General features: G+C 73.1%; 25 protein-coding genes. 8 read left to right on the top strand and 17 right to left on the bottom strand.

Annotation, left to right across the window (positions count from 1 at the left end):
• The first annotated feature begins 6 nt into the window (after positions 1–6).
• Positions 7–1,233 (top strand): trans-sulfuration enzyme family protein, encoded by a 1,227-nt coding sequence (locus NMK44_RS11790; protein WP_254741378.1) that lies wholly within the window; start codon positions 7–9, stop codon positions 1,231–1,233.
• On the opposite strand, the gene NMK44_RS11785 is transcribed toward NMK44_RS11790, so the two are convergent.
• The 4 genes from NMK44_RS11785 to NMK44_RS11770 form a co-directional block, all read right to left on the bottom strand.
• Entirely contained in the window at positions 1,163–2,491 is a 1,329-nt protein-coding gene (locus NMK44_RS11785) for a GNAT family N-acetyltransferase (protein WP_254741375.1), read from the bottom strand. The genes NMK44_RS11790 and NMK44_RS11785 overlap by 71 nt on opposite strands.
• Positions 2,492–2,594: 103 nt before the next feature.
• Positions 2,595–3,170 (bottom strand): DUF1990 domain-containing protein, encoded by a 576-nt coding sequence (locus NMK44_RS11780; protein WP_254741372.1) that lies wholly within the window; start codon positions 3,168–3,170, stop codon positions 2,595–2,597.
• A gap of 52 nt (positions 3,171–3,222) precedes the next feature.
• Positions 3,223–4,797 carry an alkaline phosphatase D family protein gene (locus NMK44_RS11775; RefSeq protein ID WP_254741369.1) on the bottom strand — a complete coding sequence of 525 codons (1,575 nt, stop codon included), beginning with the start codon at positions 4,795–4,797 and terminating at the stop codon, positions 3,223–3,225.
• Positions 4,798–5,011: 214 nt separating this feature from the next.
• Entirely contained in the window at positions 5,012–5,842 is an 831-nt protein-coding gene (locus tag NMK44_RS11770) for an alpha/beta fold hydrolase (protein WP_254741366.1), read from the bottom strand.
• Positions 5,843–5,989: 147 nt separating this feature from the next.
• Between NMK44_RS11770 and NMK44_RS11765 the strand changes: the two genes are divergently transcribed.
• A complete protein-coding gene (locus NMK44_RS11765; protein WP_254741364.1) occupies positions 5,990–6,871 on the top strand; it encodes an RNA polymerase sigma-70 factor in 882 nt (293 codons plus the stop codon).
• A 32-nt stretch (positions 6,872–6,903) separates the two neighbouring features.
• Here NMK44_RS11765 and NMK44_RS11760 read toward each other — a convergent pair whose 3' ends face one another.
• The gene (locus tag NMK44_RS11760; RefSeq protein ID WP_254741362.1) at positions 6,904–7,650 is read right to left on the bottom strand and encodes an SDR family oxidoreductase; all 747 of its coding nucleotides are present in this window, start codon (positions 7,648–7,650) and stop codon (positions 6,904–6,906) included.
• Between the two features lie 203 nt (positions 7,651–7,853).
• Here NMK44_RS11760 and NMK44_RS11755 point away from each other — a divergent pair, with 203 nt between their 5' ends.
• The gene (locus NMK44_RS11755) at positions 7,854–8,600 is read left to right on the top strand and encodes a GntR family transcriptional regulator (RefSeq protein ID WP_254741360.1); all 747 of its coding nucleotides are present in this window, start codon (positions 7,854–7,856) and stop codon (positions 8,598–8,600) included.
• 16 nt (positions 8,601–8,616) lie between these two features.
• Here NMK44_RS11755 and NMK44_RS11750 read toward each other — a convergent pair whose 3' ends face one another.
• Entirely contained in the window at positions 8,617–9,819 is a 1,203-nt protein-coding gene (locus NMK44_RS11750) for an ROK family protein (protein WP_254741358.1), read from the bottom strand.
• Between the two features lie 173 nt (positions 9,820–9,992).
• On the opposite strand from NMK44_RS11750, the gene NMK44_RS11745 reads away from it, so the two are divergent.
• Positions 9,993–10,430, top strand: a complete 438-nt coding sequence (locus NMK44_RS11745; RefSeq protein WP_254741356.1) for a hypothetical protein — start codon at positions 9,993–9,995, stop codon at positions 10,428–10,430.
• A gap of 16 nt (positions 10,431–10,446) precedes the next feature.
• On the opposite strand, the gene mug is transcribed toward NMK44_RS11745, so the two are convergent.
• From mug to NMK44_RS11730, 3 genes are read right to left on the bottom strand one after another with little or no spacing between them, the layout of a single operon-like run.
• Positions 10,447–10,989 carry a G/U mismatch-specific DNA glycosylase gene (mug, locus tag NMK44_RS11740; RefSeq protein WP_254741754.1) on the bottom strand — a complete coding sequence of 181 codons (543 nt, stop codon included), beginning with the start codon at positions 10,987–10,989 and terminating at the stop codon, positions 10,447–10,449.
• Between the two features lie 28 nt (positions 10,990–11,017).
• Positions 11,018–12,451 (bottom strand): adenylosuccinate lyase, encoded by a 1,434-nt coding sequence (gene purB, locus NMK44_RS11735; RefSeq protein ID WP_254741354.1) that lies wholly within the window; start codon positions 12,449–12,451, stop codon positions 11,018–11,020.
• 60 nt (positions 12,452–12,511) lie between these two features.
• A complete protein-coding gene (locus NMK44_RS11730) occupies positions 12,512–13,294 on the bottom strand; it encodes an SGNH/GDSL hydrolase family protein (RefSeq protein ID WP_254741352.1) in 783 nt (260 codons plus the stop codon).
• Positions 13,295–13,406: 112 nt separating this feature from the next.
• On the opposite strand from NMK44_RS11730, the gene NMK44_RS11725 reads away from it, so the two are divergent.
• Both NMK44_RS11725 and NMK44_RS11720 read left to right on the top strand, forming a co-directional pair.
• Entirely contained in the window at positions 13,407–13,625 is a 219-nt protein-coding gene (locus NMK44_RS11725; protein WP_254741350.1) for a hypothetical protein, read from the top strand.
• Positions 13,626–13,713: 88 nt separating this feature from the next.
• The gene (locus NMK44_RS11720) at positions 13,714–13,938 is read left to right on the top strand and encodes a hypothetical protein (RefSeq protein WP_254741752.1); all 225 of its coding nucleotides are present in this window, start codon (positions 13,714–13,716) and stop codon (positions 13,936–13,938) included.
• A gap of 50 nt (positions 13,939–13,988) precedes the next feature.
• On the opposite strand, the gene NMK44_RS11715 is transcribed toward NMK44_RS11720, so the two are convergent.
• The 4 genes from NMK44_RS11715 to NMK44_RS11700 all read right to left on the bottom strand — a co-directional run bounded on the left by NMK44_RS11715 (position 13,989) and on the right by NMK44_RS11700 (position 17,922).
• Positions 13,989–14,993, bottom strand: a complete 1,005-nt coding sequence (locus NMK44_RS11715) for a hemolysin family protein (protein WP_254741348.1) — start codon at positions 14,991–14,993, stop codon at positions 13,989–13,991.
• A complete protein-coding gene (locus NMK44_RS11710) occupies positions 14,990–16,417 on the bottom strand; it encodes a hemolysin family protein (RefSeq protein WP_254741345.1) in 1,428 nt (475 codons plus the stop codon). The genes NMK44_RS11715 and NMK44_RS11710 overlap by 4 nt, the downstream gene beginning before the upstream one ends.
• A 200-nt stretch (positions 16,418–16,617) precedes the next feature.
• Positions 16,618–17,052, bottom strand: a complete 435-nt coding sequence (locus NMK44_RS11705; protein ID WP_254741342.1) for a GNAT family N-acetyltransferase — start codon at positions 17,050–17,052, stop codon at positions 16,618–16,620.
• Between the two features lie 60 nt (positions 17,053–17,112).
• A complete protein-coding gene (locus NMK44_RS11700; protein ID WP_254741339.1) occupies positions 17,113–17,922 on the bottom strand; it encodes an ABC transporter ATP-binding protein in 810 nt (269 codons plus the stop codon).
• Between the two features lie 100 nt (positions 17,923–18,022).
• Here NMK44_RS11700 and NMK44_RS11695 point away from each other — a divergent pair, with 100 nt between their 5' ends.
• Positions 18,023–18,250: an antitoxin gene (locus NMK44_RS11695; RefSeq protein ID WP_254741336.1), complete on the top strand. Its 228-nt coding sequence runs from the start codon at positions 18,023–18,025 to the stop codon at positions 18,248–18,250.
• Positions 18,247–18,618 carry a fic family toxin-antitoxin system, toxin component gene (locus tag NMK44_RS11690; protein WP_254741333.1) on the top strand — a complete coding sequence of 124 codons (372 nt, stop codon included), beginning with the start codon at positions 18,247–18,249 and terminating at the stop codon, positions 18,616–18,618. The genes NMK44_RS11695 and NMK44_RS11690 overlap by 4 nt, the downstream gene beginning before the upstream one ends.
• On the opposite strand, the gene NMK44_RS11685 is transcribed toward NMK44_RS11690, so the two are convergent.
• From NMK44_RS11685 to bioB, 4 genes are all read right to left on the bottom strand, one after another.
• On the bottom strand, positions 18,615–19,316 hold the full coding sequence (locus NMK44_RS11685; protein WP_254741330.1) for a class I SAM-dependent methyltransferase: 702 nt from the start codon (positions 19,314–19,316) through the stop codon (positions 18,615–18,617). The two genes, NMK44_RS11690 and NMK44_RS11685, sit on opposite strands and share 4 nt — an antisense overlap.
• A gap of 72 nt (positions 19,317–19,388) precedes the next feature.
• Positions 19,389–20,093 carry a dethiobiotin synthase gene (gene bioD, locus NMK44_RS11680; RefSeq protein WP_254741327.1) on the bottom strand — a complete coding sequence of 235 codons (705 nt, stop codon included), beginning with the start codon at positions 20,091–20,093 and terminating at the stop codon, positions 19,389–19,391.
• 80 nt (positions 20,094–20,173) lie between these two features.
• Entirely contained in the window at positions 20,174–21,493 is a 1,320-nt protein-coding gene (locus NMK44_RS11675) for an adenosylmethionine--8-amino-7-oxononanoate transaminase (protein ID WP_254741325.1), read from the bottom strand.
• Positions 21,486–22,727 carry a biotin synthase BioB gene (bioB, locus tag NMK44_RS11670; protein WP_254741323.1) on the bottom strand — a complete coding sequence of 414 codons (1,242 nt, stop codon included), beginning with the start codon at positions 22,725–22,727 and terminating at the stop codon, positions 21,486–21,488. The genes NMK44_RS11675 and bioB overlap by 8 nt, the downstream gene beginning before the upstream one ends.
• Positions 22,728–22,851: the final 124 nt, after the last annotated feature.

Here is a 22,851-nt window from a genome sequence, read left to right as displayed (position 1 = left end):
TCACCCATGGACTTCACGGAGAGCACGGAGACCACGGAGAGCACGCGGTACGGCGGGAGCCACGCACTCGCCACCGAGGCCGTCCACGCCGGTCGCGAGGACCTCGCGGCCATGGGACTGCACGCCGTGCCACTGGACCTGTCGACGACCTACCCCTCGTACGACAGCCGCCAGGAGGCCGCCCGGATCGACGACTTCGCCACCACCGGGGCCCGGCCGGACGGCCCGCCCGTCTACGCCCGCCTCGACAATCCGACCGTCGGCCGTTTCGAGACCGCCCTCGCCCGGCTGGAGGGCACCGAGAGCGCCGTCGCCTTCGCCAGCGGGATGGCCGCGCTCAGCGCCTGTCTGCTGGTGCGGGTGGCCCAGGGGCTGCGGCATGTGGTCGCGGTCCGTCCGCTGTACGGATGCAGCGACCATCTGCTGGACGCCGGACTCCTGGGCACCGAGGTGACCTGGGTGGACCCGGCCGGGGTGGCCGACGCCATCCGCCCGGACACCGGTCTGGTGGTGGTCGAGTCCCCGGCCAACCCGACCCTGCGCGAGCTCGATCTGCGGGCCATCGCCCACTCCTGTGGCACGGTGCCGCTGCTCGCCGACAACACCTTCGCCACCCCGGTCCTCCAGCGCCCGGCCGAACAGGGTGCGAACGTGGTCCTGCACAGCGCCACGAAGTACCTCGGCGGCCACGGCGACGTCCTGGGCGGTGTCGTCGCCTGTGACGAGGGCTTCGCCCGGTCGCTGCGCCAGGTGCGGTTCGCGACCGGCGGGGTGCTCCACCCGCTCGCGGGCTATCTGCTGCTGCGCGGGCTGTCCACGCTGCCGGTGCGGATGCGGGCCGCCTCGGCGACCGCGGCGGAGCTGGTCCGGCGGCTGGAAGCCGACCCGCGGGTGGCGCGGGTCCACTATCCGCGGCTGGGCGGCGCCATGGTGGCCTTCGAGACCCACGGCGATCCGCACGAGGTGATCGCCGGGGTCCGGCTGATCACCCCCGCGGTCAGCCTCGGCAGCGTCGACACCCTGATCCAGCACCCCGCCTCCATCAGCCACCGCATCGTGGCCGAGGGCGACCGGCACTCCCATGGCATCAGCGACCGGCTGCTGCGGATGTCGGTCGGTCTGGAGGACGTCGAGGACCTGTGGGGCGACCTGGACCGGGCGCTCAGTGCCCGTGCGGCCGGGCCGGTGACGGAAGCGGTGCCGCAGCAGCGGCGGGCGCCGGTGCCGGGCTGAGCCGGGCGGTGATCACGAGGGTGCCCTGTTCGATCTGGTAGTCCAGCGGCAGTTCGAGGGCGCGCATGGCCGCGACCATGCCGGTGTTGGCCGACTGGGTCACGGCGTAGACGCTCTCGCAGCCGGTCTCGGCGGCCATCGCCACCAGCCGCCGCAGCAGCCGGCCGCCGACACCGCGCCGCTGCCAGTCGTCCTCGACGATCAGCGCGACCTCGGTCTCGTCGCCGTCCCACAGCAGATGGCCGAGGGCCACCAGCCGCCCGGAGGCGGTGTAGGCGGCCAGTGTCCGGCCGAAGCGGGGGCTGAGCAGATGGCCGAGGTAGCGGTCCGCGTCGCCGATCGGGCCGTGGTAGCGCAGACCGAGCGTCGCGGGGGAGCAGCGGCCGTGCATCGCGCGGGCGGCGGGCAGATCGCCGGTGCCCGCGCGGCGCACGGTGATCTCGTTGCCCTCGGGCAGGGTCAGCACATCGCTGCGGTGCGGTATGCGCGGACCGAGCCGGGCGTCCAGCTCCACCAGGGCCCGGGCCCGGGCGAACTCGGTGGGGGTGAACGGCAGATGCGGCCGTTCGATGGTGATCGCGCCACCGGACGGGTCGCGCAGCCGCATCACGGTCTCCTCCAGTACGCCCTCGACCGGCGGGGTGCCGTCCAGCCGGCGGCCGGTGAGGGACTTCGCGGGCAGTGAGTGGATCGTGCAGCGGCCCAGGAGCTGCCGCAGCGCCAGCGGGAGTTCGGCGCCGTCCAGCGCGGTGCGGGTGGCCAGGTTCAGCACCCGGGTGGGGGCGTCCACCAGATCGTGGGCGTCGGCCCGTTCCAGCCAGGTGTCGCTGCCGCCCCCGGCCCCGACCGCGCGGGTCAGCTCGGCCGCGGCCACGGACTCCGGGGCGCGCAGCAGGAACTCGTCCACCGTGCCGTCCGCGAGCGGATGGGTCTGGAGCGCCAGGATGTCCACCCGGTACCCGGCCAGCGCCGCGCACAGGGCGGCCAGGGTGCCGGGCTGGTCCCGGACGGTGGTGCGCATCCGCCACAGCGCGGTGGTCTCGGGGTGCTCGGTCGCCGGGGCGCCCGCGGGGGCGGCGGTGGGCCCGCCGCCCGCGGGCGAGGGCGAGCCGTCCGGTGGCCGGTGACCGTTGCGTCGTGACCACCGCACGGGCAGGGCGGCCGCCACCGCGCCGAACGGGGCGGCCAGTTCGGCCCGGGTGCGCCGCCAGTTGCGGCGGAGGCGGGACTCGTGCGGGGAGTTCGCTCGTGAGGTCATGGAAAACACCTTCGCGCAGGGGTGTTGCCTGATCACGAACACCATGTGTCCGGAGGGTTAAGTAAGGCTTTGCCGTGAGAAGTTCGCTTTGTCCGGCATGCAATCATTGAAGATGGAATCTCCGATTCCTGGAAGGGTCGTCGTGCTGGGTGGCAAGCCGCCGCAGCACCAGGCCGCAGCGCCGTGCGTAGGCCCGCTGGAAGACCGGTACCAGTGGCCCCACCAGACGCGTGTACCACTCTGCCGGGCGACTGAACGCCGTCACCGTCAGGATCACGGAATCGTCCGATTCCCGACCCACCACGAACGATTCCTCGCCGCGCTCCGGATGGCCCGGCAGCGTGCCGTAGGCGAAGCCGGTGCGGGTTGCGTCCGTGACCGTCCACACCACCTCGCACGGCGCCCGCAGCCGCAGCCGCCCGATGCCCAGACCCACCACGACCGGCCGCCCCGCGGTGGCTTCCGGGTCCCAGGAGCGGACGGAGACCCCGACCGCCCGGTGCATCCGCCAGTCCAGCACCGCCCGCCCGGCCCGCTCGAACACCGCGGGCCCGTGGCCGAGGACGGTGCGCACCCGCAGATGGTGATAGCCGTCCGGCAGCGGCCACCGCCGGGTGGCGCCCACCTCCGGATAGGTGAGCCGGGTGACGGGGGCGCCGGGACCGCCGGGGGTCGTCATGCCCGTACCGTACGCCGCGCGGCGGGCGGCCGCGCGGCGTACCCCGGGGTGGTTACTGGCCGACCAGGCCCGGCCGCAGCACCTTGGTGTAGAGCACCGCTCCGCCGTCCTCGCACAGCCGGACGGTCATCTCGCCGCTGTCCCCGTCGATGTCCACCTCGCCGTAGAACTGGAAGCCCTCGGCGGGTCCGACGTTGGCGCGGGGCGGAGCCTTGACGAAGGGCTGCTCGGGTCCGAAGGTGCCGTCCAGCTTCAGCGCGGGGTAGGCACCCGCGTTGAGCGGCCCGGAGACGAACTCCCAGAACGGGGCGAAGTCCTTGAACGCCGCCCGCGCGGGGTCGTAGTGCTGGGCCGAGGTGTAGTGCACATCGGCCGTCAGCCACACCGTGCCGGTGATCTTCCCGTGCTTGATGTGCCGCAGCAGTTCGGCCAGTTGGAGCTCCCGGCCCAGCGGTGCGCCGGGGTCGCCCTGCGCCACGCCCTCGATGGCGGTGGTGCCGTCCGGGACCACCAGGCCCAGCGGCATATCGCAGGCGATCACCTTCCACACCGCGCGCGACCGCGACAGCTCCCGTTTGAGCCAGGCCAGTTGTTCCGCGCCCAGGATGCCCTGGGTGTTCTCCGGTTGGCGGCCGGGCGAGTTGGCGTCCCGGTAGGTGCGGCAGTCCAGGACGAAGACGTCCAGCAGCGGACCGTGGCGCAGCACCCGGTAGACCCGGCCCTGAGCGTCCGGGCGCAGGGTGCCGACGGGGGAGTACTCGGCGAACGCCCGCCGGGCGCGGGCCGCCAGTACGTCCACGTTCTTCTCGGTGTAGCGGGCGTCGGTGAGGATCTCGCCCGGGTACCAGTTGTTGAGGACCTCGTGGTCGTCCCACTGGCTGATCACCGGCACCTGGGAGTGGAACCGGCGCAGGGCGGTGTCCAGCAGGTTGTAGCGGAAGGCACCGCGGAACTCGTCCAGGCTCTCGGCCACCTTGGTCTTCTCCGGGGTGACCACGTTCCGCCAGGTGGAGCCGTCGGGCAGGGTGACGCTCTCGGCCAGCGGGCCGTCGGCGTAGATGTTGTCACCGCTGCACAGGAAGAAGTCGGGGTCCCTGCGGCGCATCTCCTCGAAGATGCGGAAGCCGCCGTGATCGGGGTTGATGCCCCAGCCCTGGCCCGCCAGATCGCCGGACCACACGAACCGCACCCCCTCGCGGCGGCGGGCGGAGACGGTGCGGAACGTGCCGTACACCGGCTCTCCGGTGCGGCGCGGGTCATCGGGGTCGGCCAGCAGCACCCGGTAGTGCACCTGGCTGCCGGAGGGCAGTCCGCGCAGTGCCGTACGGCCGGTGAAGTCGGTGCCGGGGCCCACCACCGGGCCGTGCCAGCGGTGCGGGCGGGAGAAGGACTCGGTCGCGGCGGTCTCGACGATCATCCGGGCCGGGCGGTCGGAGCGCACCCACACCAGCCCGGACGAGGTCGTCACATCGCCCACCTGGACGCCCCACCGGGCGTTCGGCCGCCCGGACAGCGCCTGCGCGGGCGCGGCCGGTGTCACGGAGGGCAGGGTGAGCGCGGCCGAGGCGGCCGCCGAACCCCGCAGTACCGCCCGCCGCCCCATCCGCCTGCCGGAATCCCGCGCCATGTGGAACCTCCCGTGAGAATCGAAGAACCGCCGTACCGTGCGTGGCCGCTGTGCTGCCGTACCCCTGTCGTTGCTATCGGTGCGAGATGCCCCGCGCCCGAACGGACAGTGAACAACCGGCCGCGGTGCCGGGGGAAGTGGGCTGCGCCGGCGATTCCCCCGGCCGCCGGACACCGCCCGCCCCGGCCGGCGGCATCCGGCGAGCGGTCATGGATCAGCGGCTGCCGTCCAGGATCACGCGGGCCACCAGCGCGGGGTCGTCGTTCATCGGGACATGGCCGCAGCCGGGCAGCCGCACCAGCCGTGCTGCGGGGATCACCTGCTTGGCCCGCACGCCCTGACGGCGCAGCAGCAGCCGGTCGCGCGACCCCCAGCCGATGGTGACCGGCACATCGGGTACGTCCTCGGTGAACAGCCCGGTGCCCCCGGCCGCGAGCGTCGCCTCGAACCCCACCGCCTCCCGCATCGCCCGGGTCTCGGCCACCACGGCCTGGGGCGAACGCCGCCCGGGGCGGGCGTAGATGGTGCCGGTGAGCGCCGCCCGCCCGGCCGCGCTGCGGGCCAGCCGCTCCACCAGTGAGGGCGGCAGCCGCCGCGCGCCCACCCGCATCGCGTTCAGCACCCCGAAGGCGTAGCGGCGCTCGGCCTCGTTCCAGAACCGGGCCGGGGAGAGCGCGGTGACGGACCGTACGAGACCGACCCGGCCCAGCTCCAGGGCGAGCAGTCCGCCCAGCGAGTTCCCGGCGACGTCCGGGCGCTCGACCTCCAGCGCCTCGAAGAGCGCCCCGAGCACCGGCACCACACCGTCCAGGTTGTAGGGGACGCCCTCCGGCAGCGCGGGTGAGGCGCCGAACCCCGGTAGGTCGACGGCGATGACCTCGCGCTCCACGGCGAGGATGTCGAGCACCGGCTCCCATGCCTGCCAGTGGTGGCCGATCCCGTGCAGCAGCACCAGCGGACGTCCCGTGCCGCGCCGTTCGTGGACCATCCGCGCGGTGCGGGGGCCGCCGGGGGTGTCGACGGGGAAGGAGATGGTCGCGGCCATGGGAGGGCTCCTCGGGTCGGTTCGTCATGATCTGCCGGGCAGACGTATGAGACAGCATGTCAGCAAGAGTTACCGCCGGGTAGACCTGTTGGGGCACCGGGTCGGAACCGCCTGGACAACGCGCCGGGCGTCGGGTGGGATGGGGCCGTGGCCACCGATACCGCGAGCGACGTCTTCGAGACACACCGATCCCTGCTGACCGGAGTGGCCTACCGGATGCTGGGCCGGGTCGCCGACGCCGAGGATGTCGTCCAGGAGAGCTGGCTGCGCTGGTCCGGCACCGATCGCGAGCGGGTCCGCGATCCGCGCGCCTTCCTGGTGCGCGTCACCACCCGGCTGGCCATCGACCGGCTGCGCCAGATCACCTCCCGCCGGGAGTCCTATGTCGGCCCGTGGCTGCCCGAGCCGATCGCCACCGACCTCGGCCGCACCACCCCGGACGCCGCCGAGCGTGCCCTGCTCTCCGAGACCGTCTCGCTCGCGGTGCTGGTCGTCCTGGAGTCGCTGTCGCCGCTGGAGCGCGCGGTGTTCGTGCTGCGCGAGGCGTTCGGCTTCCCGTACGGCGAGATCGCCGAGACGCTGGACCGCAGCGAGGCGGCGGTGCGGCAGCTCTCCGGCCGGGCCCGGCGCCATGTGGAGGAGCGCAAACCGCGTTTCGAGGTGGACCAGCGGCAGCGCCGGGAACTGACCGAGAAGTTCCTCGCCGCCTCCACCGGCGGCGACCTCGGACAGCTCCTCGCACTGCTCGCCCCCGACGCCCGCCTGATCGGCGACAGCGGCGGCAAGGCCAAGGCGCCGCTGCGGGTGCTGGAGACGGCCGACAAGGTCGGACGCTTCCTGCACGGGGTGGCCCAGCGGCCCGTCGAGGAGGCGGAGTTGCGGATCACGGAGATCAACGGCGGGCCCGGGCTGCTGATCCTCTCGCGCGGGGTGCCGGACTCGGTGATGAGCCTGGACGTGGCGGACGGCCGCGTCCAGGCGGTCTACATCGTGCGCAACCCCGACAAGCTGGCCGCGTTCGCCCGCTGAGGCCGAGACCGCTCACCCGGGGTGGCGCGGACTCACATCCCGCCCGCGACCCGCAGCACCGCACCGGTGGTGTACGACGCCTCCGGCGAGAGCAGCCACGCCACCGCGCCCGCGATCTCCTCCGGTTCACCCGGCCGCCCCAGCGGCACCCGGCCCGCACCCTTCCAGGGCCGCTCCGGGTCCCCCATCTGCGCATGGATGTCGGTCACCGTCATCCCGGGCTGGACCGAGTTGACCCGGACGCCCTCCGCGGCGAGTTCCTTGGACAGCCCCACGGTCATGGTGTCCACGGCCGCCTTGCTGGCCGCGTAGTGGACGTACTCCCCGGGGCTGCCGGTGGTCGCCGCGCCCGAGGAGATATTGACGATGGCGCCGCCCCGGCCGCCGTGGCGCGTGGACATCTCGCGCGCCGCCCGTCGTGCGCACAGCAGCGCGCCGGTCACATTGACGTCCACCACCCGGCGCATCACCTCGGGCGAGGTCTCGGTGAACCGGCCCAGACGCCCGGTGATCCCGGCGTTGTTGACCAGTCCGGTGATCGGGCCCAGCTCGGCGGCTGCGGTGTCGAACAGCGTCTCGACCTGCTCCTCGACGCTGGTGTCCAACTGGACGACGACCGCGCGGACCCCCTCGGCGCGCACCGCCTCCGCGCTGCGCTCGGCCGCGTCCCGCGCGCGCTCGTAGCCGATGGCGATGTGGTGTCCGGCGCGGGCGAGCCGCACGGCCACCGCCGCCCCGATGCCTCGACTGCCGCCGGTGACCACCGTGACCTGGTCCATCGATCCACTCCCGCCCCTAGTCGCCCTCCGCTCCGGCTCGGTGCCGGCTGCAAAGACTAGTGATCACTGACCCTAGCTGACCATGGATTGGTCTTGACCAACCAGGCAGGCCGCCTTATCGTCGCATTGATACTGCAACAACCTTTAATAAAGAAGCACGCAGAACCAAGCACACATGACCGGTGCGGGAACAGGGGGACAGGGTGGGGACCACGGAGCTGGAATCGGTGCCGGAGCCCAAGTACTGGCACCTGAAGACCGTGCTGACCGACGCGCTCGACACCGAGTTCGCCGTCGGGGAGATCCTGCCCAACGAGCGTGAGCTCGCGGCCCGTTTCGGAGTCGCCCGCGCCACCCTCCGGCAGGCCCTGGAACAGCTCGAGCTGGAGGGCAGGCTCCAGCGCCGCCGCGGCGTCGGCACCACTGTCGCCCCGCCCCGCGTCGGGGTGGCCGTCGGCGACTCCACCCACGGCTGGACCGACGGCGGCGCGGACGCCTGGCAGTCGGTCGACAGCGTCGAGGCGGTCCCCCCGGCCGCCGTCGCCCGGCTGCTCGAGACCGACCCCGACACTCCCGTGCACCGCGTCCGCCGCACCCGGATCAGCCAGGGCCAGCCGCTCGCCGCCGAACTGCTCTACGTCCCGGCCGAGTCGGTGCCCGGTCTCGCCGCCATCGACACCACCAGCGGGCTGGCCCGCGCCCGCGCCGTGCTGCGTGAGCTGCGCCGCCTGGAGCTGGAGGGCAATGACCAGTCGGTCGAGCTCGGTTCGGCCCGCGCCGACGACGCCAAGGAGCTGGACCGGCTGCCCGGCGCCCCCGTACTCGTGGTCACCACCCGCTATGTCGCGGCCGGACGCACCGCCGCCGTCGCCGTGGCCACCTACCGGGCCGACACCTGCCGCCTCACCTTCGGCGAATCGCACGACTCCGGGGAACTGCTGGCGGGCTGAGCGGGCCCGCCGACGGTCATCGGCCCGCGCGGCGGGCCGTGACCGTGCCCTCCACCGCGAACAGCTCCGCCTCCACATGGTCCAGGGCCAGCCGCAGCGCGCCCGTGCTCACCGCCGCCTCACCCAGCACCGACAGCGCCACTTGCGGCGGCCGCAGACAGTAGCGGGCCAGCTCCTCGCGCAACGGCTCCAGCATCCCGTCGAGCCCCGCGGCCCAGCCGCCCACCACCACGACCTCGGGATCCAGCGCCAGCACCAGCGCCGCCACGTCGTGCACCAGCCGCCGGACGAACCGGTCCACGGCGGCGCGCGCCCGCGCGTCCCCCTCCCGGGCCAGCGCGAAGACCCGGGCGACCTGCTCCTCGTCCAGCGGGTTCAGCGGCTCCCCGGTGGTGGACAGCACCTCTTCCGGAGTCGCCTCCCGGCCCAGCAGATGCAGTGCCCCGATCTCCCCGGCCGCGCCCCCGAACCCCCGGTGCAGCCGCCCCCCGATCAGCGAACCCGCGCCCGGACTCAGCCCGGCCAGCACGAACACCACATCGTCCGAGCCGAGCGCCGCGCCCTTCCAGTGTTCGGCCACCGCGGCCGTGTTGGCGTCGTTCTCCACCAGCACCGGACAGCGGAACGACCGCCGCAGCCGCTCCCCGAGCCGCAGCCCGGTCCACCCGGGCAGTGCGGTGCACAGATGCACCGCGCCGTCGTCCTCGACCACCCCCGGGCTGCCCACCCCGACCGCGCGCAGCGAGTGGCGTGCCACCCCGGCCCGTCGCAGCAGATCGGCGACGGCACCGCGCACCCGCTCCAGCCGCTCGTCCGCCGACGCCTTCTCGGACACCTCGCGCACCGTCGAGCCCAGCAACCGGCCGTCGAGGTCCGACAGCAGCGCGGCGATCCGGTGCGCGCCTATCTCGATGCCCAGCAGATGTCCGGCCTCGGCCCGGAAGCGGAAGCGGCGTGCGGGACGGCCCTGGCGGCGCACCCCGCCCTCCTCGGCGGGCACATCCGCCGCCAGCCCGATGCCGATCAGCCCGTCGATCACGCCCTCGACGGTGGGGCGGGACAGTCCGGTGACCCGGGTGAGGTCGGTGAGGGTCGCGGCCCCCGGGCCGCGGGCGGCGTCCTGGGATCCGGCCGCCGTCGCGGCGCGCAGCGCGTGCAGCACCACCGCGGAGTTGATACGCCGCAGCAGGGACGGGTCCCCGCCGGTGAGCCGCCCCACGTCGTCGGCCTCCCTCGCTGTCCGTGTCTGGCGGATCGTATCCGCTGGGGACGTACGCGGCGAGTGGCCGGGGCACCGGGCCGGGAGGGCGAGCCCGCGCGCGGGGGCGCGGGGCGGGAGGTCCGTTCCCTGACGGAGGGCCACATGTCCGACCCGCGTTGTTTACTGACAGCATGACCAGCAGCACCACCGCCCGCCATCTGGCCACGATCGACCGGCTGCGCGCCGATGCCCTGCCCGCGCAGCGCGGTTCCGGGTGCCGTGTCGCCGACCTCCGGGTGAGCGAGGAGTTCTGGGAGGCGGACGCGGTCCGGATACGGGAGGCGGAGGAGGAGTTCGAGGCCGAGCTGTACGCCCTCGTCCGGGTCCTGTCCTTACGGTGGGGCGATCCCGAGGTGCTGGACCTCACCGGGCACCTGGAGCGTTCGGCCATGGGCGAGCCGGTGCCGCCCCCGCTGGACGTCCTGTGCGGCTATGTCCCCCAGCTGTGCGTCTGGCGGGTGGACGGGCGGTGGGTCGCGCTGGGGGTGGGACAGGCGGGCCGGGAGCTGCCGTTCCAGCTCGTGGTGGCCATGGCGGAGGATCCGGACCTGGGCGCGGATCCGCGCTGAGCGCCCCGCCGGGCGCTCAGCCCTCCGCCTCCGCCGCTGCCCGCAGCCTGCCGAACTCCTCGGCCATGGTCGCCAGGGTCCAGTGCGCGTTCAGCCCGCTCGGATTGGGCAGGGCCCAGATCCTGGTCTCCCCGATGGTCCGCGTCTGGGGACCTATGGCCGCTCGCTTGTCCCCGAAGGCGACCCGGTAGGCGGTCACTCCGGCCACCGCCAGCCAGCGGGGCCGCAGCCGCAGCACCTTCTCCTCCAGGACCCGGCCGCCCCGGCGGTACTCCTCGTCGCTCAGCTCGTCCGCGCGGGCGCTGGCCCGGGCCACGACATTGGTGATGCCAAGACCGTACTCCACCAGCTCCGCCTGCTCGGACGGGGCCAGCCGCCTCGGGGTGAACCCCGAGGCGTGCAGAACGGGCCAGAAGCGGTTGCCGGGACGGGCGAAGTGGTGGCCCGTCGCGGCCGTCATCAGCCCGGGGTTGATCCCGCAGAACAGCACCCGCAGACCGTCCGCGACCACGTCCGGCACCAGACGGTCGCGGGCGGCCTCCAGCTCCTCGGGCGTCAGCGAAGGGGACACCGGGTCGCCGCCGGGGTCAGAGGATGGACCCGGGCGTGTACGCCGCGGCCTCCGGATGCCGCTTGGCGATTTCCTCGATCCGGGCGACCACCGCACCGACCTGGTCGGCCGCGGCGCCGGTGAAGGACAGCTTGTCCGCCATCAGCCCGTCCAGCGCGGCCCGGTCCAGCGGGATCCGCTCATCGGCGGCGAGGGAGTCCAGCAGCTCGTTGCGTTCGGCGCCGCGCTCGCGCATCGCCAGCGCCGCGGCGACCGCGTGCTCCTTGATCGCCTCATGCGCCACCTCGCGGCCCACCCCGGCCCGCACGGCGCCCATCAGCACCTTCGTCGTCGCGAGGAAGGGCAGATAGCGGTCCAGCTCACGGGCGACCACCGCGGGGAAGGCACCGAACTCGTCGAGCACGGTCAGGAAGGTCTCCAGCAGACCGTCGAAGGCGAAGAACGCGTCCGGCAGCGCGACCCGGCGCACCACCGAGCAGGACACATCGCCCTCGTTCCACTGGTCGCCCGCCAGCTCCCCGGCCATCGAGGCATAGCCGCGCAGGATCACCGCGAGGCCGTTGACGCGCTCGCAGGAGCGGGTGTTCATCTTGTGCGGCATCGCGGACGAGCCGACCTGGCCGGGCTTGAAGCCCTCGGTCACCAGCTCGTGCCCGGCCATCAGCCGGATCGTCTTGGCCAGCGAGGACGGCGCGGCGGCGAGCTGCACCAGGGTGGTCACCACGTCGTAGTCCAGCGACCGCGGGTAGACCTGGCCGACCGAGGTGAACGCCTGCGCGAAGCCCAGGTGACCGGCGATCCGCCGCTCCAGCTCGGCCAGCTTCCCGGCGTCCCCGCCCAACAGGTCCAGCATGTCCTGCGCCGTGCCCACCGGGCCCTTGATACCGCGCAGCGGATAGCGGCCGAGCAGCTCCTCCAGCCGCGCGTAGGCCACCAGCAGCTCGTCCGCGCCGGTCGCGAACCGCTTGCCGAGCGTCGTGGCCTGCGCCGCGACATTGTGCGAACGGCCCGCCATCACCAGCTCGGCGTGCTCGGCGGCCAGCTTCCCCAGCCGGGCCAGCACGGCCACCGTGCGGTTGCGCACCAGCTCCAGGGAGAGCCGGATCTGGAGCTGCTCAACATTCTCGGTGAGGTCGCGGGAGGTCATGCCCTTGTGCACATGCTCATGACCGGCGAGGGCGTTGAACTCCTCGATCCGGGCCTTCACATCGTGGCGGGTGACCTTCTCGCGCTCGGCGATCGAGGCCAGGTCCACATCCTCCAGGACCCGCTCGTAGTCGGCGAGGGCGGCCTCCGGCACCTCGATCCCGAGGTCCTTCTGGGCGCGGAGCACGGCGAGCCACAGCCGCCGCTCCAGTGTCACCTTGTACTCGGGGGACCACAGGACGGCCAGCTCCGTGGAGGCGTAGCGGCCGGCCAGGACGTTCGGGATGCGCGGCTTAGCAGTCACGTGCACAGAGTCTACTGGCGATCCGCGCAGGCCAGACCGGTCCCCCGGTCGGCCGTGGGGTCAGCCCTCGTCCGGCGCCGGGTAGGGGAGCAGCTCCGCCCGCTTGGGAAGGCGTCCGTCACCCGAGGAACGGCCCGTCAGCCGCCGCACGATCCAGGGTCCGAGGTGCTCCCGGGCGAACCGTGCGTCGGAGGTGCGCCGGGCGACCCAGCCGGGCCGGACCGGGGGCCGCAGCGGGGCGTTCCAGTCGGCCTCGGGTTCGTGCCCCAGCGCCTGCCACACGGCCTCGGCCACCCGGCGGTGCCCCTCGGCGTTGAGGTGCAGCCGGTCATCGGCCCACAGCCGGGAGTCGCCCAGCGCCTCGGAGGCATAGAGGTCCACCACGGTCGCGTCATGCCGCGCGGCCAGGTCGTCGATGAAGGAGAAGAGCTGCTCCATGCGCGGCTGGAACCGCGCCAGCACCGGTCCGCGCCGCCCCGGGCTGCGCATCAGCACCAGCCGCTTGCAGCTCGGTGCCAGGCGCTCGGCCGCCTCCTCCAGCAGCGCGCACACCCGGTCCACGTCGCACGTGGGCCGCAGGACGTCGTTCAGTCCGCCGACCAGTGTCACCAGGTCGGCGCCCATGGCGGCCGCGGGACCGGTCTGCTCGTCGACGATCTGGCCGATCAGCTTGCCGCGCACCGCGAGGTTGGCGTAGCGGAAGCCGGGGGTGCGGGCGGCGAGCCGCCCGGCGAGGAGGTCCGCCCAGCCGCGGTAGGCGCCGCCCGGGAGCTCATCGGACATGCCTTCGGTGAAGGAGTCGCCCAGCGCGGCGAAGCTGGTGTACGTGAGGTTCGTCTGCATGGCGCGACGATCCTATCCGGATCTCCAGACCGCCCGGTCGGTACCCACCTTGCCCGGGTGTTCCCGTGCCGGTGTGCTGCGCGGGCGGCCGGGCGCGAGCATGATGAGCCGCATGGCGATGACCCACATCTACTTCGAGGGCGGCGCGCGGAACGGGACGACCGTCAGCTGGAATGTGGAGCCCGGCGCGGACATCTTCGACGACAACATCTTCCGGCCGCCCGAGCTGTACCGGCGTACGACCAGGGTCAAGGTGCTCGGCCGGATCGAGTACGTCGTCTTCCGCTACGACCCCTCCGCCCGCCGCCCCGGGCCGCGCCCCCAGGGGTGATACCCCGGTTGGACCGGGTGGGGTTCCGCCCGGGGTCCGGCGGGGCAGGGTGCTCGGCGTGGATGCCTTCGAATGCGACCGTACGACCATGGCCATCGTCGCCGCCGCGCTCGCCGACGACGGGGAGGGCGCGGCGGCCCTGCTGGAGCCGCTGGAGAGACGTGATGTGAGCCGGGTCGCGGTGCGGCTGGCCGCGATGGCCGCCGACGCGCTGCTGGCGGTCGCCGAGGAGAGCGGCGGCGGCCGGGCCGAGGCACTGGCGCACTGGCAGGCGTGCATCATCGCCCATGAGTCCAGACGCACCGACGAGTGAGGGGGCGGGGCCATGACCGACGCCCCCGCCCGTACCGGGCGTGGTACGACCTAGGCGACCAGCTCGCGCAGCACGTCCTCCATGGTCACCAGCCCCTCCAGCCGCCCTTCGGCACCGATCACCGCCGCGAGGTGGGTACCGCTGTCACGCATCGCGGTGAGCACGTCGTCCAGTGCCGTCTGGGACCGCACCCGGGGGATCGGCCGCAGCTGGTCGGGGCGGAACGGGACATCGCGCGGCCGGGCGTCCAGCGCGTCCTTCACATGGAGGTAGCCCACGATCCGCCCGGAGTCGTCGACCACCGGGAACCGGGAGAAGCGCGAGCTGGCCGACAGCTCCTCCAGCTCCTCGGGGGTCACCCCGAGCCGGGCGGAGACCACCCGGTCCATGGGCAGCACCACGTCCCGCACCCGGCGGCGGCCCAGCTCCAGGGCCTCCCGCAGCCGCTCGGTGGCCCGGTCGTCCAGCAGTCCGGCCTCACTGGAGTCCGCGACCATCCGGGCCAGTTCGGTGTCGGAGAAGGTGGCCGCGACCTCGTCCTTGGGCTCCACCCGCAACAGCTTCAGCAGACCGTTGGCGAAGGCGTTGATCGTGAAGATCACCGGACGCAGCGCACGGGCGAGCCCCACCAGCGGCGGGCCCAGCACCAGCGCGGTGCGGACCGGCGCGGCCAGGGCCACGTTCTTCGGCACCATCTCGCCGAAGAGCATGTGCAGATAGGTCGCCAGGCTCAGCGCGATCACGAACGACACCGGGTGGATCAGACCCAGCGGCAGCCCCACCGCGTGGAAGACCGGCTCCAGGAGATGGGCGATGGCCGGTTCCGCGACGGCACCGAGCACCAGCGTGCACAGCGTGATGCCGAGCTGTGCCGCCGCCAGCAGCGCGGAGACGTGCTCCAGACCCCACAGCACCGCGCGTGCCCGGCGGTCGCCCTGTTCGGCATGGGGCTCGATCTGACTGCGCCGGACCGAGATCAGGGCGAACTCGGCGCCGACGAAGAACGCGTTGACGACCAGGGTCAGCAGACCGATGATCAACTGGATCGCGGTCATCGGCCCGCCCCCTTCTCGCCCTTGGTGTGACCGGCGCCCCTGCGGCCCCGGCCGTGCATCCGGCAGCCGGCGCCGCCGTCCTCGGCCGCCCCGGCGTCCCCGGCGTTCTCGTCCTCATCGGGCAGCGGGGCCCGCAGCCGGACCCGGGCGGCCCGGTGACCCGCCGCGTTGACCACCTCCGAGCGCCAGCCCGCCAGCTCGACGGTGTCGCCCGCGGCCGGGATCCGGCCCAGTTCGGTCGCGATCAGCCCGGCCAGCGTCTCGTACGGTCCCGGCGGCACCCGCAGTCCGACCTGCTCCAGCTGGTCGACGCGGACCGAGCCGTCCACGTCGTACAGCGCGTGGCCTTCCGCGTCCTCGCCCGCCGGGGCCAGGTCGGGGGTCTCCTGCGGATCGTGCTCATCGCGGACGTCACCGACCACCTCCTCGACGATGTCCTCCAGCGTCACCACACCGGCCGTGCCGCCGTACTCGTCGATGACCACGGCCATGCTGCGCTTCGCGGACAGCCGGTCCAGCAGCCGGTCCACGGTGAGCGACTCCGGGACGAACAGCGGCTCGCGCATCAGCCGGGAGACCGGATGCCGCATCCGCTCGTCGGCGCGGATCGCCAGCACGTCCTTGATGTGGACCACTCCGCCGACGGTGTCCAGACTGCCCCGGTAGACGGGGAAGCGGGACAGCCCGGTGGCGCGGGTCGCGTTCGCCACGTCCTCGGCGGAGGCCCGTTCGTCCAGCGCGATCACCTGCACCCGCGGGGTCATCACGCTCTGTGCGGTGAGTCCGGCCAGGCTCAGGGTACGGACGAACAGCTCGGCGGTGTCCTCCTCCAGCGCCCCCTCCTTCGCGGAGTGCCGGGCGAGCGCCACCAGCTCCTGCGGTCCGCGCGCGGAGGCCAGCTCCTCAGCGGGCTCAAGACCCATCCGGCGGACGGTGCGGTTCGCCGTGTTGTTGAGGTGGGTGATCAGCGGCCGGAAGGCCGCGCTGAAGATCCGCTGCGGAGTGGCCACGGCCTTGGCGACCGGCAGCGGCCGGGAGATCGCCCAGTTCTTCGGGACCAGCTCACCGATGACCATCAGCACCACGGTCGACAGGGCGGTGCCGGTCACCAGGGCGACCGAGGAGACCGCGGACTCCGGGACGCCGATGGCGGTGAGCGGCCCGGCCAGCAGGACGGCCACCGACGGTTCGGCGAGCATACCGACGATCAGGTTGGTGACGGTGATACCGAGCTGGGCGCCGGAGAGCTGGTAGGTCAGGCTCCGCACGGCCTTCAGGGCGCTCCCCGCACCCCGTTCCCCGCGCTCCACCGCCCGCTCGAGCTCGCCGCGCTCGACCGTGGTCAACGAGAACTCCGCCGCGACGAAGGCGCCGCAGGCGAGCGCCAGCAGGAGCGCCACGACCAGGAGGAGGACTTCGGTCATCGGTTCACCTCCGTCCCATGATCCAGCAGGGAGGGAAGGAACGCGCGATGTCGGGTCCGGGGACTACTGGGAGGCTCGCCCATGGGCGGACGCTCACACCTTTCGACGGGAGGGGTGGAAGTCCACGGCGCACCGGGGCGCCGTGTCCTGCATCCATGGTAAAGGGTCGGCAAAGTGCCCGGTGCGGGTGGCCGGGCTCGTTACGAGTCCAGTGGTTTGACCCAGCGGCTCCACTGGGGCTGGGGGCTGTAGCCGGCCGCCTGCCACGCGCTGTGGGCCGGCGCGTTCTCCTTGAGCACCATGGCGTCCCCACGGCGTCCGCCCAGGGCTGTGAACCGCTCCTCGGCCGCCGTCAGCAGCGCCGTCGCCACGCCTCGCCGGCGCTGGGCGGGGTGGACGGCCAGCCGGTACAGATGGCAGCGCCAGCCGTCGAAACCCGCGATCACGGTTCCGGCGAGCATCCCGTTCCGCTCGGCCAGCAGCAGCGACTCCGGGTCCCGGCGGAGGAGCCGGGCCACCCCGTCCCGGTCGTCGCTGATGCTCGTCCCCTCGGCCGCCTGCCGCCAGAAGGTGAGCACACGGTCGAGGTCGTCGGGGGTCGCGGCCCGTATCCGAAGGTCGTCCATATCCCGCATCCCATCACCGGACGGCCCGCGGGTCGACGGGTTTCCCGTCGTCCGGGGGCTGATGGTGGGTCAGCCCAGCGGGTCCGGCGCCGCCCCGGTCGCGGAGGTCTGGCTGAAGATCTGCATCCGTTCCAGCACCGCTTCGGCCGTGGGCCGCTCCATCCGGTCCACGATCCGGCCGTCGCCGAGGAAGATCACCAGATCGGAGTGGGCGGCGGCGCCGGGGTCATGGGTCACCATCACCACCGTCTGCCCGAGTTCGTCGACCGCCTCCCGCAGGAACCCCAGCACATCGAGGCCGGACCGCGAATCCAGGTTGCCGGTCGGTTCGTCGGCGAAGATCAGGTCGGGGCGGGAGGCCAGTGCGCGGGCGCAGGCCACCCGTTGCTGCTGACCGCCGGAGAGCTGCGCGGGACGGTGCTTCAGCCGGTCCCGCAGCCCCAGGGTGTCGATCACCCGGTCCAGCCACGCGGGATCGGGCTTCTGCCCCGCGATGTCCATCGGCAGCGTGATGTTCTCGGCCGCGTTCAGCGTGGGCAGCAGATTGAACGACTGGAACACAAAGCCCACCCGGTCCCGCCGAAGCTGGGTGAGCTGCCGGTCGTCCAGGCCCGTGATCTCGGTGTCGCCCAGCCACACCTGCCCCGAGGAGACGGTGTCGAGCCCCGCGAGACAGTGCATCAGGGTGGACTTGCCGGAGCCGGACGGGCCCATCACCGCGGTGAATCTGCCCTGTTCGATCTCCACGTCCACCGCGTCCAGGGCGATCACGGCCGTCTCGCCGGTGCCGTACGCCTTGGTGAGGGAGCGTGTGCGGGCCGCCGTGCGGGCTCCGCCCTCCGCCGATCCGTCCGTCTTCGTCGCCGCCGGTGTGGACACCCTGCCTCCCGTGTCGGAACGGTTCAGACCTCGATGGTAGGGATCCGGCCGCTCCGGCGCGCCCTTGAATGCGCTAGCAAATCTGCGCTAGCGTGACCGTGTGGCGAAGACACAGCTGAATGTGCGGGTCGACGAGACCACCGCCGAGAAGGCCCGGGAGCGCGCCCTCCAGCGGGGAATGAGCATGAACCGCTATATCGAGGAGCTGGTCCGGCAGGACGCGGGCGAGGCGGGCCACACCTTCGTGGAGGCCGCCGCCGACTTCATGAAGCAGTACCGGGCCGTGTTCGACGAGGAGTTCGGCAAGGAGGGCGAGCCCCGCCCTTGACCGTGCGTATCGACCTCGCCTGGCTGCTGATGATCGCCGAGCATCACACCCCCGGCGATCCGCGCGTCACCGACTACGGTGCGCTGGTGGCCGCCGTGAGCCGCCATGAGGCGGAGATATTCGGCATCCCCGTCTACACCGACCCCCAGGAGCGGGCCGCGGCCCTGCTCCAACTGCTGCTCCTGGTCCCGGCGCTGGAGCGGGGCAACGCGCTGTTCGCCTCCGCCGTCGCCTACGCCTATCTCGTGGCCAGCGGGCTGAAGATCACCACCTCGCCGGAGCGGGTGCGGGACCTGGCCCGGCTGGTCCGGGACGGCCGCGCCGACGTCCGTGCCATCGCCGACGAACTGCGCCGCTGGAGCGTCTAGGCCGGGCCCGTCCCCGCCCCGGGGTCCGGAAGCGGCGGACGGCGGACCGTGCCCAGCACACAGGAGGAGGTCGGCATCGGCAGCCCCCGCTCGGGCACCCGCAGCAGCCGGTGCCCGACCGGTTCGAAGCCCGCCGCCGCCAGCTCCGCCCGAACCTCCCGCGCGGTGTGACAGCCGCCGAACACCAGCGGCCACATGGTGCGGTCCAGCACCCGCTGCGTGGTGGCCATCATCCGGCCGTCCGCCCGGCCGTGCTCCAGGAAGCGCAGTTCGCCGCCGGGTTTGAGCACCCGCGTCAGCTCGGCCAGCGCGCGCCGCACATCGCGCACCGAACACAGCACCAGACACGCCACCGCCGCGTCGAACGCCTCGCTCTTGACCGGCAGCGCCTCCGCGACCCCCGGCACCACGTCCACCGGAACCGCCGCCCGCAGCCCGGCCCGCGCGGCCAGCCGCCGCAGATGGCGCTCCGGCTCGATGGCGACGACCTCGGAGACGGTCTCGGGATAGTGCGGGAAGTTGCGGCCGTTGCCCGCCCCGATCTCGATCACCCGGCCGGACAGCCCGGTCAGCAGTTCACTGCGCAGCTCCGCCACCCCGGCCCGCTCGTCGGCCACCGCGGAGAGCCGGTCCCAGCAGCGGGCGAAGAGCGGGTGGTGCACGGCGTCGGGCGGTGCGGTGCGGCGGCGTACGGGCATGGGGGACCCCCTCGGATACGAACGACACGGTCCAGGACCGGTACCGGGAGTCTGCCCAGGGCGAGGGTGCGGCTACGCCGGGAAGGCCGCCGCGTTCCAGACGCCGTCCAGCTCCGGGGCCAGCCAGCCGGGAGCCGCGGCGCGGAAGGCCGCCGGGCCGAGGGCGGCGGCCCGCTCCGGGAGGGCGCCCAGCAGCGGTACACCCGCCGACGCGGGCAGATCGCCGACGTTGCAGAGGGAGGCGAGATCGGGCTCGGCGGGCCAGCTCCCGATGACGATCCCCGGGCAGTCCAGCCCGCGGGCGGTCAGCGCCTCGGTGGTCAGCGTGGCCATGTTCAGGGTGCCGAGGCCCGGGTGCGCGACGACCAGGACGGGGGCCGCCAGCAGCCGGGCCGCGTCGGCGAGCGTCGAGCCCTCCTCGTCGAAGCGCACCAGCAGTCCGCCCGCGCCCTCGACGAGCACCAGATCGTGCTCGGCGGCCAGTTTCCCGGCCGCCTCCGCCACCTCGTACGGACGGACCGTCGGCAGCCCGGAGCGGCGGGCCGCGGTGTCCGGGGCCAGCGGCTCGGGATAGCGGGCGAGTTCGAGGGTGGTGATCTCTCCGGCGAGCCGGGCCACCTCGGCGGCATCGCCCGCCTCCTCCGCGCCGACGCCGGTCTGCGCGGGTTTGAGCACCGCCACCGACCGGCCGCGGGCCAGGGCACAGGCGGCGACGGCAGCCGTGGTCACGGTCTTGCCGATCTCGGTGCCGGTGCCCGAGACGACCAGTACTGACATGGTGTTTCCGTGCCTTTCGCTGGGTTCCGCGGGCCGCTGCCCGAGGGTGGTCCCCCGGACGGCGGCCCGCGGCCTTCGGTTCAGCGGCCCGCCGCGGCGGCGGCCGCCCGCACCGCCGTGCAGATCCGGGCCAGGTCGTCATCGCCGGTGATGTACGGCGGCATGACGTACAGCAGATCGCGGAACGGCCGCAGCCAGACGCCCTCGCGGACCGCGGCCCGCGAGGCCGCGGACATGCCCGCCGCGTCGAGCGGACGGTCGAGCTGGACCACGCCGATCGCGCCCAGCACCCGTACCTCCCGGACGTTCGGCAGTTCGAGCGCTTCGGCGAGACCGTCGCGCAGCCCCGCCTCGATCCGCTTGACCTCCTGCCGCCAGTCGTAGCCGAGCAGCAGCTCGATCGAGGCGTTGGCGACCGCCGCGGCCAGCGGATTGCCCATGAAGGTCGGGCCGTGGGCCAGCACCGGCACCTCGCCGCGCGAAATGCCCTCCGCCACCCGCGTGGTGCACAAGGTGGCCGACATGGTGAGGTATCCACCGGTCAGCGCCTTGCCCAGACACATCACATCCGGGCTCACGGCCGCGTGACCGGCCGCGAAGAGCTCGCCCGAGCGGCCGAAGCCGGTGGCGATCTCGTCGAACACCAGCAGCACGTCGTGCTCGTCGCACACCTCGCGCAGCAGCCGCAGCAGCGCGGGGGAGTGGAAGCGCATCCCGCCCGCGCCCTGGACCACCGGCTCCACGATCACTCCGGCCAGCTCATGGGCGTGCCGGGCCATCAGCTCGCGCACATGGGCCTCGTAGGCCGGGTCGGCACCGGCGTCGAATCCGGCCGGCGGGGCGTCCGCGAAGACCTGTTCGGGGAGCACCCCCGACCACAGCTGGTGCATTCCGCCCTGCGGGTCGCACACCGCCATCGGCTGCCAGGTGTCGCCGTGGTAGCCACCGCGCCAGGTCAGCATCCGGCGCTTCTCCGGACGGCCGAGCGACCGCCAGTACTGGAGGCACATCTTCACCGCCACCTCGACCGACACCGAACCGGAGTCGGCGAGGAAGACATGGCGCAGCGGTTCGGGGGTGATCTCCACCAGCTTGGCGGCCAGCCGTACGGCGGGCTCATGGGTGAGTCCGCCGAACATCACATGGCTCATCCGCCCCAGCTGGCCGCGTACGGCCTCATTGAGCACCGGGTGGTTGTAGCCGTGGATCGCGGACCACCACGACGACATGCCGTCGACCAGTTCCCGGACGCCCTCGACCGGTTCGGCCAACCGCAGCCGGACCCCGGACGCGGACTCCACCACCAGCGGGTCCTCGCGTCCGGGCATCGGACCGTACGGGTGCCAGACGTGCTGGCGGTCCAGCTCCCGCAGCTCACCGGGGGTCAGCGGCTCAGGCATTGGGCGGCAGGTCCGTCCCCACGCCCCGACGGCGCACCGCGACCAGATCGGCGTGCGAGTCCTCGCGCGCCGCCACCGCCGCGGGCTGCGGCTCGGCCCCGGCCTCCGCCTCGGGCGCGGTGTCGCCGCCGCACGGACCGCAGCCGCCGCCCTCCGCACCGTGCGAACCGCAGCCGCCGGCCGCTCCGGTGTGTGAACCGCAGCCCCCGGCCGCCGCGGCGAGCGCGTCGGCGCGGTGCTCGGGCAGGGTGGTGGTGTCGGTGCCCTCCACCTCGAAGCCCGCGTCGGCGATCATCGCCAGGTCGTCCTTGCCGGCCTGGCCCTCGGTGGTCAGATAGTCGCCGAGGAAGATGGAGTTCGCCAGGTTCAGGGCCAGCGGCTGGAGGGTCCGCAGATGGATCTCCCGTCCGCCCGCGAGTCGCACCTCCACATCGGGGCAGACGAACCGGACCATGGCCAGGATCCGCAGACAGCGCTGCGGGGTGAGGTTCCAGTCCCCGGACAGCGGGGTGCCCTCGATGGGGATCAGGAAGTTGACCGGCACCGAGTCCGGGTCCAGCTCGCGCAGCGAGAAGACCACATCGACCAGGTCCTCGTCCGACTCGCCCATGCCCGCGATCAGCCCGGAGCAGGCGGACATGCCCGCCGCCTGCGCCTGCTGCACCGTGGAGACGCGGTCGGCGTAGGTGTGGGTGGTGGTGATGTCGCCGTAGGTGGCCTCGGAGGTGTTGAGGTTGTGGTTGTAGGCGTTGGCGCCGGCGTCCCGCAGCCGCTCCGCCTGACCTTCGGACAGCAGTCCCAGACAGGCGCAGATCTCCACGTCCTGGTGCTGGTCCTTGATGGCGGCGATGGTCTTGGAGACCCGGTCCACGTCCCGGTCCGTCGGGCCGCGTCCGCTGGCCACCAGGCACACCCGCTTGGCGCCGCCCGCCACCCCCGCGGTGGCGGCGGCCGCCGCCTGGTCGGGCTTCAGCCAGGTGTACTTCAGGATCTCCGAGGTCGAGCCGAGCCGCTGCGAACAGTACGAGCAGTCCTCGGGGCACAGGCCCGACTTGAGGTTGACCAGGTAGTTGAGCTTCACCCGCCGCCCGAACCAGTGGCGGCGCACCTTGCCCGCGGCGGCCACCACATCGAGCACATCGTCATCGGAGGTCGCCAGTACGGCGAGCGCCTCTTCGCGGGTCGGCGATTCGCGCCGCAGCCCCTTGTCCACCAGCGTGTTCAGCAGGTCCATGGCGCCGATCCTGTCCTACGCCGCCGCTCCCGGCAAAGGAGGAACCGTACAAGACCGCGATGTGAGGGTGTGGGTATCGCCACACCCTGCCCCTGCATGGAGAGGACTACGTTCTATCCGGACC

Source organism: Streptomyces cucumeris (assembly GCF_024295805.1).
Taxonomy (GTDB): domain Bacteria; phylum Actinomycetota; class Actinomycetes; order Streptomycetales; family Streptomycetaceae; genus Streptomyces; species Streptomyces cucumeris.
The sequence above is the reverse complement of the archived record's forward strand: the minus strand, read 5'-3'. Positions and strand labels throughout refer to the sequence as shown.